Source organism: Flavihumibacter sp. (assembly GCF_036676075.1).
Classification (GTDB): Bacteria; Bacteroidota; Bacteroidia; order Chitinophagales; family Chitinophagaceae; genus Flavihumibacter.
Genome location: NZ_JAKFDQ010000011.1, coordinates 109,153 through 126,771 on the forward strand (window position 1 = coordinate 109,153; position 17,619 = coordinate 126,771).

The window sequence follows — 17,619 nt, forward strand, 5'->3', positions numbered from 1 at the left end:
ATATGTATCATCATTTATCCCGGGCATTTTTTATCTATTTTGTATGCCTAAATGTAATAATGCACTTATTCTTTATTAAAGCATTTTTATGGAAAGTACAATTAGCACAATCCTATTCTGGACAATCGCATCTTCATTAATAACTCTTGCAATATTTCAATACTTTATTTATAATCTGATTAGGCTTCATAACAAAAAACTAGCAGAGCATAAATCAAATTTAGATCAGACACTTATTGAGAAAGAAAGACAAATACTTATAACACGGTCTGATACTCAAGAGGAAACAATGCAAAAAATATCCCAAGAAATACATGATAATATAAATCAGGTCCTAACATTATCAAAAATCAACCTTTCCAATTTAAAGAGCATACTTCCAATTGAGAACAGAATACCATTAGAAAATGCAGAAAATTTGATCACTAATGCAATTTGCGATTTAAATACAATCTCTAGAAGCCTTAACGGAGATGTTATTAATCAAACTAGTCTTTTGAGAATATTAGAAATTGAATGTGAAAAAATAAATAAACTAGGGAATATCAATATTATAATTGAATGTGCAAAATACTCTGGTGTTGTAAATTCAAATATTGAATTAGCATTATATAGATTATTTCAAGAAGCGATACGTAATTCAATTGTACATGGAAAAGCAACTAACATCGAAATTGAATTGTTCTCAGACAAATCTCAAATAAAATTTAAAATAGTTGATAACGGAAAAGGATTCGATATAGTAACTATACATGAGCTTCCGTATACACATCAGGGATTGAAAAATATGAGAAGAAGAATTGTGTCTGTTGACGGATCGATCAATATTTATTCGAAAATTGGGGAAGGCACAACTATTGATGTAACAATTCCATTATCCAATACTAATCAATAATCTTATTTCTCATTCCATACATAATTAATCCTGCAATAGTTTTGGCCCCTACCTTGGACTTCATATTCTGACGAATTGTTTCAATGGTCCTAGGGCTTAAAAATACTTCCTTTGATATCTCTTCAGTCGTTTTGTCTTCCGCCAAAAGTTTTAAAATCCGAACCTCTTTCTCTGTAAATTTTATGGGATTTGGATAAAATTGTCTGACTGCTTTTTTAGTTTGAAGCTTTGATAATACTGCTTTATTTACTAAGTCATTAAAATAGAAATCTTCATTCATACAAGCTAAAATTGCTTGATATATCTCTTCGGGGTCGGTGGTTTTTGTCAAATATGCATTTGCGCCAAGTTCCATCATCTTACTGATCATTTCCTGGTCATCATACATCGTAAGAACAATAATTCTCACATCATCATACTCTTTACGTAATAAACCAATCGCATTTACACCATCCATTTCTGGCATCCTAATATCCATTAATAAGACATCAGGCTTTTTTAACTGCATCTTGTGCATCAGATCCTTCCCATCTTCTGCTTCCCATAATATTTTGAGATAATCTTTGTCTTTAAGGGCCATACGAATACCGTCCCTAAAAATTTTATGGTCATCTGCAATACTAATCTTGATACTCAACTCAGTACTCATAGGTATAGGCAGTTTTTAGGATCTTGTTTTGGTTCATTTAACGCTAAATAGGGACAATCTCGTATTTCCACGCGAAAATTTCACTTTTCTGGAAAACAAATAAACAGAATCAAAAAGAGTGGACTGGGAAAATTACTATCGTAAAACTAACTTGCTAAAATCGTAATAAAGAAGAAGTTAGAGCTACAAAAACTCATCATTTATACCCAGAAACCACAATAAAAAAAATAATCTAACTTGAAATTCAATTTCATCGACCGTATTTTTACTATATTTATATAGCAGTTTTACTAAATTTTAGTTCGTATGTTTACGAGATAAATCTTCGTAAATGCACTACGGTATTGAATTTTAGTCAATTTATAACAATTTCTCGATGATAACCCCTATTGATACTGGTTTTTTTTTGCGGGTTATTCACATTCTGAAAACCAAACCCTTCTTACTAAAACTTACTATTATGACTCAAAACGAAATTTTGACCGCCAACCTGGCAGCTGTGGGTGAAGATATTGGCCAAGAGCTGGGCGCCAAAATGGTTAAGGACTTCCAGGATGCATATCCAACTGAAACACAATGGTTCAATGTTGGAAAGAATATTATTAATAATATACTAAGTCAACCAAACTGCGCCGGTATCCGTTTTTATAACGCATTGGACGAAACTGGACAGAAAACACTTGTAATTGTTGGATTAGACGAAGATGAAAACATCATTTGTGAGTATTCTACAATTAACAGTGATGGTGTAATTGGTAAACATGTTGGCATTGTTGCAGATAGAGTTGGAAGACCCGGAACAAAAACTGGTGATACAATTTTAGACTGGTGGACCTAATTGATTATTTTTCATGAGATTATAATTTACAATTGGGTATTACTATATTTGATCTAGTAATGCCAAAATTGTGAATTATTTTTTCTATCTCACATATGCTACCTTTTTTATACCCTTGTTGGTATTCTTATTCAATTTTAAAAAGAATAAAGATATATCCGCAAGGGTAATTTTTGCTTACGTACTATATTCAATTCTCAACGAGGTGGTCCTTTATTTACTTAGAGATAATAGGACACCAGGAAGTGAAACAATTGAAGCAGCTTTTGTTTGGTCTTTCACTGTTTTTGAATTCCTATTCCTTGCTTTTTTCTTGTATATAACATTAACCAAAAAATCCAACAAACGAGCCCTTCTAATTGGATCGTCAATATTTGGTGTAACCGCATTTTTAAATCTATTTGCAAATATTAAAGGAGCAAAAAATATAGAAGTATTTGACACAATACCAGTAACAGTAAGCGCGCTGACTTTAATTATTTTCTGTATCGTTTATCTTTTTGAGAAAATTCAATCTCCCGAAATTGAATTCATATATGCTGGATCAAACTTCTGGATTATCATTGGAATAATGATTTACTTCTCCGGAACATTCTTTCTATTTCTACAGTATTCTGAATTAACTGATAAAGAACAAGAAAGTTTCTGGATTATTAATTGGTTTTGCATTTTGCTCAAAAATATTCTTTTTGCAATAGCATTTTATTTACCTAGCGATAAATCCCAAAGTTCCATTTCAAAACAAGATTTAGATATTTCATTATTACGAGAACTCGACTAAATAACCCAAACCCTAGCCCATAAAATGTTTTTTTTACAGGTAAGCAACCAAAATGCCAATGTTTCGATAGTGCTGTTTTTTGGCACAATTGGGATGCTGGCACTGACGATCGGATTGATCGTCTTTATCATTTTCCACCAAAGGAAGGTGATCAGGTACCAGATGACCCTGCAAAAAATGGAGCATGAACAGCAGAAAATGCTCTTAAATGCATCTATAAGGCTTCAGGAAGAAGAAAGACAAAGAATTGCCGCCGATTTACATGACGATGCCGGTCCACTCCTGGCAACTGCCAGGCTGTACCTCAATGAAAATCTCGTCAATCTCGATAAAACAACCCAATTACAAAGTATTTATAATGCCAAACAGATCATTGATGACACTATTCAACTGATCAGGAACATTTCTCATAGCCTGATGCCACCTACCCTTAAAAACTTTGGACTTGAATCGGCTGTAAATGATCTCTTTCAAAAAATAAGCGGATCCGGATCTATCAATGCCAGTTGTCGTTTCCATGATTACCGGGAACGCCTCGCAACAGATAACGAGCTGATTGTATTCAGAGTTATACAGGAGCTAATTAATAACATTCTCAAGCATAGTAACGCCAGCTTCATTCATTTGACACAGAATATGAATGGAAACAAGTTCTATATCCGCATGCATCATGATGGAAAAGGAATAACCCAGGCTGATTTCGAACGTATGAATTATAGTTCTGCCGGACTTGGACTTAAAAATATTCAAAGCAGGTTAAAAGTATTACAGGGTCGGATATTCTTTGAAAAGGATCCATCCCAAACCTATTACAAAGTAACTATTGAACTCAACAAGGAGGATAATTCCTTGCAGCCTTAACCGGGAATCTGTACTTTTAGGAGCCGAACTGCACGATACCTATGAGAGTAATCAAAGTAGCCATTGCTGATGACCACAAAATTTTCCGGAAAGGTGTAATACTCTCACTCCGCACTTTTACCAATATTAAATTCGTTCAGGAAGCAGAAAATGGCCAGGAACTTATTGAAGGACTTGCAAAATCAGAACCCGATGTGATCTTAATGGATCTGCGTATGCCTCAAAAAGATGGTATTGAAAGTACAAAATATATTGCTAAACAATTCCCCCACATCCATATTGTTGTTCTAACCATGTTCGAAGATGAACGTTTCGTAAGCCACCTTATGGAAATTGGAGCAAATGGTTACTTGCTCAAAAGTGCTGATCCGTCAGAAATCAGGAGAGCTATCATGGAAGTTGCTGAAAAAGGGTATTATTTAAACAACTTCGTAAACCGCATACTTCTTAAAAAATCGCATTCCAAACAAAAGGTAGTTCCATCGCTTAGTAGTGAGATTACCCTTACAGAAAGAGAGAGAGATGTAATCAAATATATCTGCATGGAGTTTACCGCGCAGGAAATTGCTCAGAAAATGGAAGTTAGTCCTCGTACAGTAGAAGCAATCAAGGACCGTTTAATGGAAAAATTCGGGACAAAAAATACTGCAGGACTAGTCTTCTACGCGGTAAAGAACAACCTGATCGATTAGAGTGCCATTTCCAGCACGTTCTCGTCTATGATGAGCCTTCCTGCAGTCTTAGCTTTTATCTCTTCAACAGATACGCCGGGAGCCCTTTCTATTAATTTAAAGCCATCTGGAGTAATATCAAGCACTGCAAGCTCAGTTACTACTTTTTTAACACAACCAACTCCTGTTAAAGGAAGAGAACATGATGGAAGCAGCTTTGATTCTCCTTTCGGATTTGTATGCATCATAGCAACAATAATATTCCTTGCGCTGGCCACGAGATCCATCGCGCCTCCCATACCTTTCACCATCTTTCCCGGGATCTTCCAATTGGCAATATCACCTGAATCACTCACTTCCATTGCACCCAATACCGTCAAATCAACCTTGCCGGCCCGAATCATTCCAAAGCTTTCTGCGCTATCAAAAAAGGCTCCACCCGGTAAAATAGTAACCGTTTCCTTTCCAGCATTAATAAGATCAGCATCTATTTCTTCCTCTTTTGGATATGGCCCCATACCCAGCATACCATTCTCGCTTTGCAACATAATATGCATTCCTTCGGGTATATAATTTGCTACCAGGGTTGGAATACCGATCCCAAGATTTACATACATCCCATCCCTCAATTCTTGCGCAATCCGCCGGGCTATTCCGAATTTATCCAAGGCCATAATTTAGTTGTTTAGTATATGCTGAAAATATGGAGTCTTCTTTTTCTGTTCGAGGGTTGACCGAAAGAATTCCCCTAATAATGGATTGATATCTTCAAGAGCTTTAAAATTTTTCTCCACTGCTTCTACAGCTTTGGACACACCAGCAGCATCATAACCATAATAAGATAATGCGTTTTCCTCCTGGTGCTGCCTGTCCTCGTTAAAATCCATAATATCATCCAGGAGCAGAAAAGATGGCACTAACAAGTACCAATACTCTATAACTTTTTTTATCAGTTCTGCCGGAGCTGGATTAACACAGAGCAAATAAAGTAAAGCATCTCCCCTGTTCAATGAACTGTTTTCCAAACCAAGATTAGCGGTAGCTTTCAGAGGTTCCCCTTTAAAATATTCCCTGAGGTCATCCAGTAGCCACTTATGCTTAGCCAGAGGCTCAATCATAGAGTGAATTGCAGCAATCTGGTCCGTAAAATTTATTTCACCGAATTCAAACTTGGCAGCATAATCCAGTATTCTTTCCATAATAATGACATAGGAGGAGTCCAGGATATCATCTTTAGCAATTCCAGCTCTTAACTGAAGATCGAAAAAAAGAGGTATGAAGAGGTAGCCGGTTCCCCTTGCTACGTAGAGATATCTTCCTTTCCAGTAACGGTTATCTTTTGGCACATTACGATCAACAAAAAACGCTGCGATTTCAGGATCAACTCCCATTCCCCCGATAAGCTGTTGTTTACTGGTAAACATATTTCAAGGATATATTATTCAGGTCTGTTCAATTGCACTGTCTTTTTCTCAATACGCTTTTCATATCCGGAAGCCTGGAAAATACGATGTACATATATTCCTGGCACATGAATCATATCAGGATCCAGTTCACCAGGTTCCACCAGTTCTTCCACCTCAGCTATCGTTATTCTCCCAGCCTTAGCCATGGAAGTTGAAAAATTGCGGGTGGTCTTTCTAAAAAGAAGATTTCCAAAACGATCGCCTTTCCAGGCTTTGACAATTGCAAAATCAGCATACAATGCTTCTTCCATAAGGTAATGTTTACCATTGAAAACCCTTATCTCTTTTCCTTCAGCAATTTCAGTTCCATAACCTGCCGGTGTAAAGAATGCAGGAATCCCCATACCCGCCATTTGAATTCTTGTAGCCAATGTGCCTTGTGGGATAAGGTCGACCTCTAACTCTCCATTTAATAACTGTCGCTCAAATTCAGCGTTTTCACCCACATAAGAGCTCATCATCTTTTTTATCTGTCGGGTCTTTAATAATAATCCCAGACCAAAGTCATCTACACCTGCATTATTTGAAATACATGTTAAACCAGTTATACCCTTTTCTACCAGGGCATTAATACAAGATTCAGGTATACCACAAAGGCCGAATCCTCCCAACATAATTGTAGCATTATCCTGAATGTCATCAATTGCCTCAGTTGCAGAAAAAAATACTTTATTCATAAGACTTAATTCAATTCAATTGCCCTGGCAGCAGAATCCGGAAGAGATTTTGATGGATTCATGATTTGAAGGCGCCGCCTGGTGGCAAGTGCTTCCACTGAATCAAATACAACTTTTAACTCATCGGGATGACCAAGATAATATTTATAACTATCGGAGAACGTTTTGAAATCTATTTTATGAAGTCGGAAAACCTGGTCATACTTTTCAGATCTGTTTACACTCAAATCGTAAGTTGTATCCTTCCCTTTCAACTGCATTGTGAATTCATCCGTCAGCATAAGATCATACACTATTGGCACGATCTGTTTATTTGATAAAACCACCTGCTCTTCTCTTTTTTCCTTACAGGCGTTCAATGAGATAATGGTTAGTATAAAAAAAACAAAAGCATTCCTCATTTCAATTCCTGTTTGTATGTATTGGCATTGGTAATATCAAGTCTTGATAATATATCAAGGGCTGCCGATTTTTCATCTGGGGGAGATTTACGAAACATCTTTGCTAATTCGGTTGTTCTTCCCTGAAAGAAAAAGGGAATGATCATTGAATTTGGAATATCACTATTTAAAGTATTCAATTGCTGTAAAGAAGTCAACACTGCTTTCCTGGCCTCAAATTCCTTTTCATAAAATTGGTCCAGACCCAACCGAAAATATCCATAAATGGCATCATGCACCATTGTATACCTATTTCCTGTTAGATTTTCCATTAACCAATACCGGTTTCTTGGTCCATCAAAAGCCTTCCACCCAATTATATCCCGACTATCAGGTGCATTATTAACGATGTTCTGAGCTTTAACAAAATACTGATCTCCTCCTCTTAAGGCAAACGAATCTCCATCCATCCCCAAAATTATATTTGCATAGAATGCGAGTACTGCTGTAAGATTGGAAACCAGCGGGTCATTACCGCTTACTCTGTTCTCATTGAATTCAAGTTGTTGAAACTCCACATACCTGAACAATAGATTTTCGTCAATAAAATTAACCAGTGGAGAAACGTAAGCAGCATTATACACGGGACGCGCAGCCTGTATAGTTAGTGTAGCCTGAAAAACGTTTCCATCTCTGGCATCCAGAATATTAATGAGAAAATTACAAGCGATCTTTTCATTCTGCTGATAGGTATCCCGCGACCATTTCCTATTATTAAGGAAATTATTTAATGCATTTTGTAAGGTTGTAAATATTTTTCTATCCACCTGGCTACTTACCTGGTTAGCCATTACCACCACTTTTGCCTGTAACTCCTGGGCCTTTACAGACATAAGCGAGAACATGCAAACAATTATTATTATTAGTTTCTTAGATCCCATTTTTCTCTATTATAAGATCAACAATATCACTAGCTACTTCCGCCTTCGATTTTTGAGGGAAGGCCCATTCCCCCCCTTCTTTGTCAAAAATTGTCACCTTATTTGTGTCATAACCAAAACCCGCACCGGCATCATTCAGGGAGTTCAGGACAATCATGTCTGCGTTCTTGGATTTAAGCTTTCCCAGTGCATGTTGTTTTTCATTATTTGTTTCTAATGCAAAACCTACCAGATATTGCCCATCCCTTTTTTGCTTTCCAAGCTCTTTCAGAATATCCCGTGTTTTCTTTAGCTGTATGGTCATTTCCCCATTCTCCTTTTTTATCTTTTCAACTGCAGTTTCCACGGGGGTGTAATCTGCAACGGCTGCGGCCATAATTGCTATATCGGAACCAGAAAACAAACCTAAACATGCCTGGTACATTTCTTCAGCGGTCTTTACTTTTGTAACATCTATTCCACCTAATTCGGGAATTTCAACACCGGGCCCCATAACAAGGTTTACATTTGCTCCACGTGATGCCAGCTCGGATGCCAGCGCAATTCCCATTTTACCAGAAGAATGATTTCCAATAAACCTTACCGGGTCAATAGGCTCGAAAGTCGGACCTGCAGATACAAGTACCTTTTTCCCCCATAAGGAATCGCTTACCTTTTTAGGTACATGGGAAGCCTGATCAAAATACTTGTTTATGAGTGCCAATATCTCTTCCGGCTCCGACATTCTTCCCATCCCAAATAGTCCACTTGCCAATTCGCCTTTTTCTGCTGGAATGATTTTATTCCCATATTCTTGCAGAAGGTATAGATTTCGCTTTGTAGTAGGGTGATTCCACATATCATCATCCATAGCCGGAGCAACCCAAACCGGACATGTAGCTGAAAGATAAACAGCTAAAAGCAGGTTATCGCATAAGCCACCTGCCATTTTTGCAAGGGTATTACAACTTAAAGGAGCAATAAGCATCAGATCAGCCCATCTCCCCAACATAACGTGATTTGCCCAGGCATTCTCATCGAACATTTCAATGCCAACAGGATTTTTGGAAAGGGTTGATAAGGTGAGGGGTGTAACAAAATCGCGGGCAGCTGGGGTCATCACTACTTTCACTTCTGCACCACTCCTGATAAGAAGGCGTAAAAGGGTTATGGATTTGTAGGCAGCAATACTGCCTGAAATGCCCAGCAGAATTTTCTTTCCGTGCAACATGAATTAAAATTAGCGTTTTTCCCTCAGGAGCTAAAAAAAGAAGGTGCCTGACATATAAATATCAGGCACCATGGTAATTTTGTGGGAGAGGTTAATGGGATTAGCTGAATAGCTTATCCTCATTTTTCCTGTAATAAATTTTCTCCTCCATGAACTCCTGTGTAGCGAGGAGTGCAGGGTTAGGCATACGCTCATAAGCCCTTGATATCTCTATCTGTTCCTTATTTTCATGAATCTCTTCGAGACTATCAGTATGTGTTGCGAACTCCTCGAGTTTATTGTGAAGTTCTTCTTTTAATGCAATGTTTATCTGATTTGCCCTCTTAGCAATAACAGCAATTGACTCATACAGGTTACCAGTTTTGCCCTTGATTTCTAACAGGTTCTTTGCCTCGGCTACATTACTGGTGTTGGAACTAAGCTGACGTCTTAACTTGCTCATTTTTGATTGCTTTAATATTGTTTTGCGATAAATTTAGGTAATTTTCAACATCCTTACGATGTTCACTTTCCGGGAACCGATCGTTGAACTCATTGCATTCTTCTACAACTTTTTCAAACCGTTCGGCTTTTTTCTCATCAATACTCAATGTAGCATACTCAAAGTATGAGCGGATTACATTTAGTTTATATGAATCACTCTTATCCGAATCCGGATAATTCTCCATCAGGTTGGCGAAGGCAATAGCTGCTGCCTTAAACTGACCAAGGTTGTAATATAATTCAGCACTTTTCAATTCCTTGGTTTCAAGCTTAACCCTTAGCTTATCAATAATTTCACTTGCTTCCTTATTTCTTTCAGAACCCGGGTGCGTGTTAATGAAGGCCTGCATAAGCCCGATGGCTTTTTGGGAATTAGTTTGATCCAGTTCAACTTTAGGGGATTGCCTAAAGTAAGTATAAGCACGCATATATTCCATCTCCTCTGCACGCTTACTGGTCGGAAATACCTCCGTAAAACCTTTAAAGAGATTCTCGGCATTCAGGTAGTCCCTCATATAATAAGCGCAATAGGCAAACTTGTAATACACATCTTCAAACTTCTCATTGCCCTTTAGTAAGGGGAACAGTTCCTCGTAAAGCTGTTGGGCAAGATGATATTTTTTCTTAGCATAATACTGATCGGCCATCCGAAGTTTATAATCATAGTCGGTGCTTTTCTGCACTTTTGCAAATTTGGAACAACCGAATCCGGAAAGGGCAATAACTAATACTAATAGGAATACTCTCATAAAGGGCCTGCAAAGTTAACTGATTTTCCAAATATAAAAAAACCCCGCCGAAGCGGGGCTTAATTATCTCAAAATTAACCTTTTATCCCTTCCTTCTCAGGTTCGGGTGAGGTGCAGGCACCGCATTTGGACCTTCTTCTGCTGTACCATCACGCAGATCTACAGTATTCGCATCTCCACCACCTTCGCCATATTTGAAGATGAAACGGTCTGCACTAATACCTTCTTTCTCTACGAAATAGTTAATCACAGCATTTACACGATCCCAGCTTAGCTGCTGTGCAGACTTGCTTGACTCACCATATCCGATCACCGCAATCTTACAATTCGGGTTGTTCCTTATCTTCTCAGCAACACTTGCAAGTACTGCTTTAGCGTCATTATTAAGGGTAACGGTACGTCCTGTGAAACTAATGCTTGGAAGATCACCGATGTTACAAGCTGATTTTGGTGCAAAACCACCTTCACGCAGCTCTTTACAACAAGCAGGCTCCGGACACTTACCAATACCATCAGCATCAACAGGCTGACATTGTGTTGGCGTAATGAGTTCCTTATCCTTAAAGTCAGGTACACCATCACCATCTGTATCCTTACTTACACCATGACTGTCAACTGGCGCACCTTGTGGAGTATTGGGCTCAAGATCAAACTGGTCAGTTACACCATCCCCATCAGCATCGTCAAGAATTGGTTTTGGAAGCTTCATATGCTTTGGAGCATTGAGTTCCTGGTATGCATAATCCAGAGGATTCAACCAATATAAAGGCTCAGTACGTTTGCTACCCAGGTTCATATTGATACCGAGGGAAAGCATATTATATGTATCGTAATCCCGGGTCAAAACCGCATCGCCTGCGGCTGATTCCTGCCAACGCTGACCATCGAGAAGGTCATCCTTGGTCATTGTAATTTTTTCCTCCAGTGCAATGTTGAAACGCTCGTTCAGCTTGTAAGCAACTCCGAATCCCACATTATAAACAGGACGGAAAGTTTTACCACCAATTTTTGCACGGGAATCATCATATCCTTCTGCATCTGTTTCGTAACTGTCATCCATCAGGTCACGCAGTGCTTTCTTTGTGTCCTTACGATCTTTGTAAACACCTCCATCAATACTGCTAAAGTCATATTTGGTATCTCCATTGAGAGCATTCACCTTAGTATCGTAGATCATTCCGCCAAAACCTGCAATAGCATACAAGTTCAGGTTAGATTTTGCCTTATGAAAGCGAATGTTAGTCAAGGTAAAGATACCCTGCAGGGTGAGATCCTGAATATTCGTTTTGTAATTATAATAGATCTGCTCACCTCCAGTGAGTTGCCCGTCAGAGCCCCTCCTCCGGGGAAGATATCCATTATCTGTCCAGGCATTATTCTTCTGGTAATTGGTTGCAGGAGACCAATGAAGTCCTTTACCTATTCCATAATTATATTCCAATCTCATTGAAAGAACGTAGCCAAGTGCCTTCCTAATATGAGCGCCAAAGCCAAGCTGTGGCCATACCGCGGGCACATCTCCACTAACACCAAACGCTCCTACCTTCAAACCTACTTCCCACTGGTTACGTGGTTTTGCAGGGAAAGGATAGGTGTTGTTCATGAACTCATTGTGCTGGGGTAAACTTTTACGGGGGATAAGAGAAGAGTCTTGCACATCATAACTCGTTCCAATCTGGGCAAACGAGCTAGACGCAAACATGCACAATAATCCAAGAAGTGCAGTGTATTTTTTGCTTGACATAATCGAATTTTATAAGTAATGGTTAAAGAATTGACAGGATACGTTCATCCAAAATAAGCACAAAAATATCAATTGGCACGTAAATACCAAATATTTTCAATATCTAAAATTGATTTAACCTCAACAGAATCAATAATTAGACCATCCTAAACTTAGGTTTGCTGCTTGGAAATGGAAGGCATTGTAGTAATTTGGCCGGGTTATATCCACGCATGAAATTATCACAATCAGTAATAAACGCAGAACTGGAACTGTTCGAAAGCCGATTTAAGGACGCTGTCAAGAGTAAGGTTCCAATGCTGGACCGGATTACAAGCTTTATTGTAAAGCGGAAAGGAAAACAACTCAGGCCAATGTTCGTATTACTCACGGCCAAGCTCTGCGGCGGCATTACTGAAACAACTTACCGTGCAGCTTCCCTGGTTGAATTGCTCCATACTGCCACACTCGTACATGATGATGTGGTTGATGAATCTATGGAGCGCCGGGGCTTTTTCTCTACATATGCGCTGTGGAAAGCTAAAGTATCTGTTCTCATTGGGGATTATCTTTTGGCTAAGGGACTTTTGCTTTCCCTGGATAATAATGATTTCAGGGTACTGCAGCTTTTATCAGAAGCAGTAAGGAGAATGAGCGAAGGCGAATTATTACAAATAGAAAAGTCCCGCACCTTAAATCTGGAGGAGGCGGTTTACTTTGAAATAATAAGTAATAAAACTGCTTCGCTGCTTGCTTCTGCCTGTGCGGCTGGAGCATTTTCAGCAAAAGGGGATGAAGCACATGCAGAAACAATGCGAAATTTTGGCGAGAAAGTGGGCATAGCCTTTCAAATAAAGGATGACCTTTTCGACTATGGAACTGCAGATGTAGGTAAACCTACCGGAAACGATATAAAGGAAAAGAAACTTACCTTACCTTTAATTTATACACTCAACCAGGTTGATAAAAACACCCGCCGTAGAATAATAAATGTCATTAAAAATGACAACAAAAACCCCCAAAAAGTTCGTGAGATCATAGGAATGGTGACTGACGCCGGCGGAATCCGGTACGCCACTGAAAAAATGAATACTTACCGGGATGAAGCTATGGCACTATTGCACCAATTCCCGGAAAACGAAACAAGGAACGCATTAGAGGAACTTGTACGGTTCACTACCGACCGAAAATTCTAAAACACGGGCATGGAGAAGAGATGGAAATTGTTGGAAGCGAATCCAACCCTCGTTAACGACCTTCAGGATAAACTAGGGATACACAGCATTATTTGCAAATTATTGGTGCAAAGGGGAATTAATGATTTCAATTCGGCAAAAGCTTTTTTCAGACCAGAGCTTTCCCACTTACATGACCCATTCCTAATGAAGGATATGCAAAAAGCAGTGGATAGGATCATTGCTGCCATGCAAAACAGGGAACGTATTATGGTTTATGGAGATTATGATGTGGATGGCACAACGGCCGTCGCTTCCGTATTCCAGTTTCTTCAGCAGGTCTATGAATCGGACAGAGTCGATTATTATATTCCACACCGCTATAAAGAAGGTTATGGCGTCTCAAAAAAAGGAATTGATCATGCTCATGCCAATGGCACATCCCTGATCATCTCACTGGATTGCGGAATCAAATCAACTGACCTTATCAGATATGCATTGGATCAGGGAATCGAATTCATTATTTGCGACCATCACATGCCCGACCCAATTTTACCACCCGCAATAGCAATACTGAACCCAAAACAAAGTGATTGCCCTTATCCTTATAAAGAACTATGCGGTGCAGGGGTGGGTTTTAAGTTGATCAGCGCCCTCTGCCAGCAACTCGGCATGAGTGATGAATATTACCTTCGTTACCTCGACCTGGTTGTTACAGCTATTGCTGCAGACATAGTTCCGATTACGGGAGAGAACAGAGTGCTGGCCCATTTCGGTCTTAAACGTGTAAATGAAAATCCATCGCCCGGAATAAAAGCACTCATTGATCTTGCCAAACTCGGTGATCAACAGTTGCATATTAATAATTTGATTTTTGTAATAGCCCCCCGGGTAAATGCTGCGGGGCGAATGGATGATGCCAAGCTAGCAGTACAACTTTTTATCGAAAGAGACCAGGCAAAAGCAACTGCTTTTGCAAACATGCTTCATTCGCATAATGACGACCGTAAAGAAGCGGATCTGTCCATTACTGTTGAAGCACTGGAGATGATAGAAAAGGATCTCCGCACATCAGAAAGAAGGTCCACTTTTGTTTTCCAGCCACACTGGCACAAGGGTGTGGTTGGAATAGTTGCATCACGCCTTATCGATCGCTATTATCGACCTACAGTTGTACTTACACAAAGTGGTGACGTTGTTGCTGGGAGTGCCAGAAGTGTTGCTGGGTTTAATTTATATGAAGCAATACATGCGTGCCGCGATCACCTGATCGGATATGGTGGTCACTTTGCAGCTGCGGGCATGACCCTGCATCCTGAACAGGTCAATGCTTTTTGCGAGAAATTCGAAGAAGTAGTAGCCGCGTCTATAAGTATGGAACAGCTGGTGCCTGAAATGATAATTGATTCTGAAGTGAAATTTTCAGACTTAAAGCCTTCGTTCTACAATATAATTCGCCAAATGGAACCTTTCGGTCCGGATAATACCAAACCATTATGGCTGGCAAAAAATGTAAGGAACAACGGATGGTCTAAAGTAGTAAAAGACCAACATATTAAATTTAGTGTGAGTCAGGGAAATATTATGTTTAATGGAATAGGATTTGGCATGGCTCCGAAATTTTCACTCCTGGCTGGAAGCGATTTTGTTGACATTGTTTTTGCCCTTGAAGAAAATGAATGGAATGGGAACAAACATCTTCAATTGAGAGTATATGATATGAGAAAGGCAGAAAATCAGTGAAGCCACCCTTAGGGTGGCTTCATCAAAATATTCAATTTGAAGTATCAGTTTATACTGCGGTACCAGCCACTTCTTTCTTTGCCATCAAATCAACACTACGTTCAATAAAAGTTGTCAATGCCGCGCCTTTTAGTAATCCTTGTGATAACAATGCCAGATCTGCAAGATTACGAACCAATTTTTCCTGAGTACCGGAATCATTCTGTGAAAGGATCTGTTGATAAATAGAATGATTCCCATTTATTGTCAGGGTCACTTCATCCGGCATATTAGCATAAAAACTGCCCATGGGACCACTTACTGCTGCCATATCTTTCATTCGTCGCATAAATTCAGGCCTTGTTGCTACTACAGGTGCTGCTTCGGGACTTAAGCCTTTAACCTCAACAGTAAGATGTAATCCTGCAGGTTGCTGCTCAAACAGTTTGCGCAACTGTTCTTCCTGCTCCTTATTCAAAACAGAATCACTACTCTCCTGCTTATCAATCAGGTTTTCTGCTATATCAGCATCAACTCTTACAAAATGGACATCACTCCATTTCATTTCCATTTGATTAATGAAAGCTGCATCCACAATTGTCTCCAGCTTAACTACCTTATAACCCTTGTTAGTCGCTCCTTTAATAAAAGCATCTTGTTGAACATTATCTGTGGCATAAAGTATCACTTGCTTTCCTTCCTTATTTTTCTGCAACGCAGACGTTGAAGCCTTGTACTCTTCCAAGGTATAAAAATGATTGTCAGTTGCATCCTGCATCACATGGAATTTTTCCGCCTTCTCAAGGAACTTATCATCGGTCATCATTCCATATTTCACAAACAAGCCCAGACTTTCCCATTTCTCCTCGAATTCCTTTCTGTCCTTATTAAAGATTTCCTCAAGCTTATCAGCAACTTTCTTGGTGATATGGTTATTAATCTTTCTCACATTAGGGTCTCCCTGCAAATAACTTCTGCTTACATTCAGTGGAATATCCGGACTATCAATAACTCCCTGCAGCAACATCAAAAATTCAGGAACGATATCCTTTACTTCGTCTGTTACAAATACCTGGTTACTGTATAGCTGAATTTTGTCTTTCTGGATTTCGAAACTCTGTTTAATTCGGGGGAAATATAGAATACCCGTAAGGTTAAATGGATAATCAACATTAAGATGGATCCAAAACAGAGGAGCTTCGTTGTATGGATATAGCTCTTTATAAAAATTCTGGTAGTCTTCTGTAGACAGTTCGGAGGGTTTGCGGGTCCAGGCCGGAGTAGGATTGTTTATCTGTTCACCTTCAAAGAAAATTGGTACGGGAAGGAAGCGGCAGAATCGGTTCAGCACGCTATTAATTCTTCCTGCTTCAAGAAACTCTTTACTCTCCTCATTTATAAAAAGCACAATATCCGTTCCCCTCTCATTTTTTGTTGTTTCTTCCAACTGGTATTCAGGACTTCCATCACATTCCCATTTTACAGCTGGCGAATCCTTGAAACTCTTTGTTATAATCTCCACTTTGTCGCTCACCATAAAAGACGAATAAAAGCCCAGTCCAAAATGGCCGATAATGTTATTCTCGTTCTGCCCTTTGTATTTATTAAGAAATTCCTCGGCTCCCGAAAAAGCTACCTGGTTGATATATTTGTCAACTTCCTCTGAAGTCATGCCTACGCCCTTATCTGAGATCGTCAAAGTTTTAGCAGTCGCATCAAGGGTAACCGTAATTGATAGGTCACCTATCTCCCCTTTTGCTTCTCCAATTGAAGAAAGCGTCTTTAATTTTTGGGTGGCATCTACTGCATTACTTATAAGTTCCCTCAGGAATATGTCATGTTCACTATAAAGGAATTTTTTAATAATGGGGAAAATATTCTCCGTTTGTACTCTGATACTACCTTTTTGCATAAAGTCGTTTTTACCTGTTAATGGTATAACCCGGGCATCAAATGAAGTGCCATAGGCCTGTTACCATCAAAAAACAGCAATTTTGTCAGAATCCATTGATTTTTAGCTGACATTAGATGGAAGCACGTTAGATTCGGCATAATATTTTCAATTCATAAGCATCAGATAATCAATTGAAAGTAGTAAAACTTTATCCGGGACGCCTGCCCCGATGGGTTAGATGGGTGTTGTGGAGCTTGTTGGCTTTGTTCCTGGTCATTTTGACCGGGCTTCTTGCTTTACAAACAAATCCCGTTCAGCAATATCTGCAAATCAAAACCGAGAAATTCCTGGAAAAAAAGCTGGGTACGAAAGTGAACATTGGAAAACTTCGACTCACCGGTTTATCCCAACTGACCCTTGAGTCATTCACCATTTTCGATCAGCAAGCGAACTTATTCGCATTTAGTGATACATTACGAATTCGGTTCCAACTTGCTCCTCTCT

General features: G+C 39.1%; 18 protein-coding genes. 7 read left to right on the top strand and 11 right to left on the bottom strand.

Going from position 1 to position 17,619, the window contains the following annotated elements:
- The first annotated feature begins 88 nt into the window (after nucleotides 1-88).
- Nucleotides 89-895 (top strand): sensor histidine kinase, encoded by an 807-nt coding sequence (locus V6M43_RS14570; protein WP_332736481.1) that lies wholly within the window; start codon nucleotides 89-91, stop codon nucleotides 893-895.
- Here V6M43_RS14570 and V6M43_RS14575 read toward each other — a convergent pair.
- A complete protein-coding gene (locus V6M43_RS14575; RefSeq protein ID WP_332736483.1) occupies nucleotides 885-1,544 on the bottom strand; it encodes a response regulator transcription factor in 660 nt (219 codons plus the stop codon). The two genes, V6M43_RS14570 and V6M43_RS14575, sit on opposite strands and share 11 nt — an antisense overlap.
- A gap of 460 nt (nucleotides 1,545-2,004) precedes the next feature.
- Between V6M43_RS14575 and V6M43_RS14580 the strand changes: the two genes are divergently transcribed.
- The 4 genes from V6M43_RS14580 to V6M43_RS14595 all read left to right on the top strand — a co-directional run bounded on the left by V6M43_RS14580 (nucleotide 2,005) and on the right by V6M43_RS14595 (nucleotide 4,716).
- The gene (locus V6M43_RS14580; RefSeq protein ID WP_332736485.1) at nucleotides 2,005-2,382 is read left to right on the top strand and encodes a hypothetical protein; all 378 of its coding nucleotides are present in this window, start codon (nucleotides 2,005-2,007) and stop codon (nucleotides 2,380-2,382) included.
- A gap of 205 nt (nucleotides 2,383-2,587) precedes the next feature.
- Complete coding sequence (locus V6M43_RS14585) at nucleotides 2,588-3,163, top strand: hypothetical protein (protein ID WP_332736487.1); 576 nt, start codon at nucleotides 2,588-2,590, stop codon at nucleotides 3,161-3,163.
- A gap of 24 nt (nucleotides 3,164-3,187) precedes the next feature.
- A complete protein-coding gene (locus tag V6M43_RS14590; RefSeq protein ID WP_039134770.1) occupies nucleotides 3,188-4,024 on the top strand; it encodes a sensor histidine kinase in 837 nt (278 codons plus the stop codon).
- Nucleotides 4,025-4,065: 41 nt separating this feature from the next.
- Nucleotides 4,066-4,716 carry a response regulator transcription factor gene (locus V6M43_RS14595; protein ID WP_332736489.1) on the top strand — a complete coding sequence of 217 codons (651 nt, stop codon included), beginning with the start codon at nucleotides 4,066-4,068 and terminating at the stop codon, nucleotides 4,714-4,716.
- On the opposite strand, the gene V6M43_RS14600 is transcribed toward V6M43_RS14595, so the two are convergent.
- The 9 genes from V6M43_RS14600 to V6M43_RS14640 form a co-directional block, all read right to left on the bottom strand.
- On the bottom strand, nucleotides 4,713-5,369 hold the full coding sequence (locus V6M43_RS14600) for a CoA transferase subunit B (RefSeq protein WP_332736491.1): 657 nt from the start codon (nucleotides 5,367-5,369) through the stop codon (nucleotides 4,713-4,715). The two genes, V6M43_RS14595 and V6M43_RS14600, sit on opposite strands and share 4 nt — an antisense overlap.
- 3 nt (nucleotides 5,370-5,372) lie before the next feature.
- Nucleotides 5,373-6,119 (bottom strand): hypothetical protein, encoded by a 747-nt coding sequence (locus tag V6M43_RS14605; protein ID WP_332736493.1) that lies wholly within the window; start codon nucleotides 6,117-6,119, stop codon nucleotides 5,373-5,375.
- A gap of 14 nt (nucleotides 6,120-6,133) precedes the next feature.
- A complete protein-coding gene (locus tag V6M43_RS14610) occupies nucleotides 6,134-6,838 on the bottom strand; it encodes a CoA transferase subunit A (protein ID WP_332736495.1) in 705 nt (234 codons plus the stop codon).
- A 5-nt stretch (nucleotides 6,839-6,843) separates the two neighbouring features.
- Nucleotides 6,844-7,239: a DUF4296 domain-containing protein gene (locus V6M43_RS14615; RefSeq protein WP_332736497.1), complete on the bottom strand. Its 396-nt coding sequence runs from the start codon at nucleotides 7,237-7,239 to the stop codon at nucleotides 6,844-6,846.
- Nucleotides 7,236-8,159: a type IX secretion system protein PorD gene (gene porD, locus V6M43_RS14620; RefSeq protein ID WP_442902321.1), complete on the bottom strand. Its 924-nt coding sequence runs from the start codon at nucleotides 8,157-8,159 to the stop codon at nucleotides 7,236-7,238. Before porD ends, V6M43_RS14615 begins: the two co-directional genes overlap by 4 nt.
- A complete protein-coding gene (coaBC, locus tag V6M43_RS14625) occupies nucleotides 8,149-9,369 on the bottom strand; it encodes a bifunctional phosphopantothenoylcysteine decarboxylase/phosphopantothenate--cysteine ligase CoaBC (protein ID WP_332736501.1) in 1,221 nt (406 codons plus the stop codon). Before coaBC ends, porD begins: the two co-directional genes overlap by 11 nt.
- 100 nt (nucleotides 9,370-9,469) lie before the next feature.
- The gene (locus tag V6M43_RS14630; RefSeq protein ID WP_039134792.1) at nucleotides 9,470-9,811 is read right to left on the bottom strand and encodes a DNA-directed RNA polymerase subunit omega; all 342 of its coding nucleotides are present in this window, start codon (nucleotides 9,809-9,811) and stop codon (nucleotides 9,470-9,472) included.
- Nucleotides 9,786-10,601 (bottom strand): outer membrane protein assembly factor BamD, encoded by an 816-nt coding sequence (locus tag V6M43_RS14635; RefSeq protein WP_332736503.1) that lies wholly within the window; start codon nucleotides 10,599-10,601, stop codon nucleotides 9,786-9,788. Before V6M43_RS14635 ends, V6M43_RS14630 begins: the two co-directional genes overlap by 26 nt.
- A gap of 82 nt (nucleotides 10,602-10,683) precedes the next feature.
- Nucleotides 10,684-12,345 carry an OmpA family protein gene (locus V6M43_RS14640; protein WP_332736505.1) on the bottom strand — a complete coding sequence of 554 codons (1,662 nt, stop codon included), beginning with the start codon at nucleotides 12,343-12,345 and terminating at the stop codon, nucleotides 10,684-10,686.
- Between the two features lie 212 nt (nucleotides 12,346-12,557).
- Between V6M43_RS14640 and V6M43_RS14645 the strand changes: the two genes are divergently transcribed.
- Together V6M43_RS14645 and recJ are read left to right on the top strand one after the other, a co-directional pair.
- Nucleotides 12,558-13,520, top strand: coding sequence for a polyprenyl synthetase family protein (locus V6M43_RS14645; RefSeq protein ID WP_332736507.1), 963 nt, complete (start codon nucleotides 12,558-12,560; stop codon nucleotides 13,518-13,520).
- 9 nt (nucleotides 13,521-13,529) lie between these two features.
- Nucleotides 13,530-15,242: a single-stranded-DNA-specific exonuclease RecJ gene (gene recJ / locus V6M43_RS14650; RefSeq protein ID WP_332736509.1), complete on the top strand. Its 1,713-nt coding sequence runs from the start codon at nucleotides 13,530-13,532 to the stop codon at nucleotides 15,240-15,242.
- A 49-nt stretch (nucleotides 15,243-15,291) separates the two neighbouring features.
- On the opposite strand, the gene htpG is transcribed toward recJ, so the two are convergent.
- Nucleotides 15,292-17,133, bottom strand: a complete 1,842-nt coding sequence (htpG, locus tag V6M43_RS14655; RefSeq protein ID WP_332736511.1) for a molecular chaperone HtpG — start codon at nucleotides 17,131-17,133, stop codon at nucleotides 15,292-15,294.
- Between the last annotated feature and the right edge of the window lie 486 nt (nucleotides 17,134-17,619).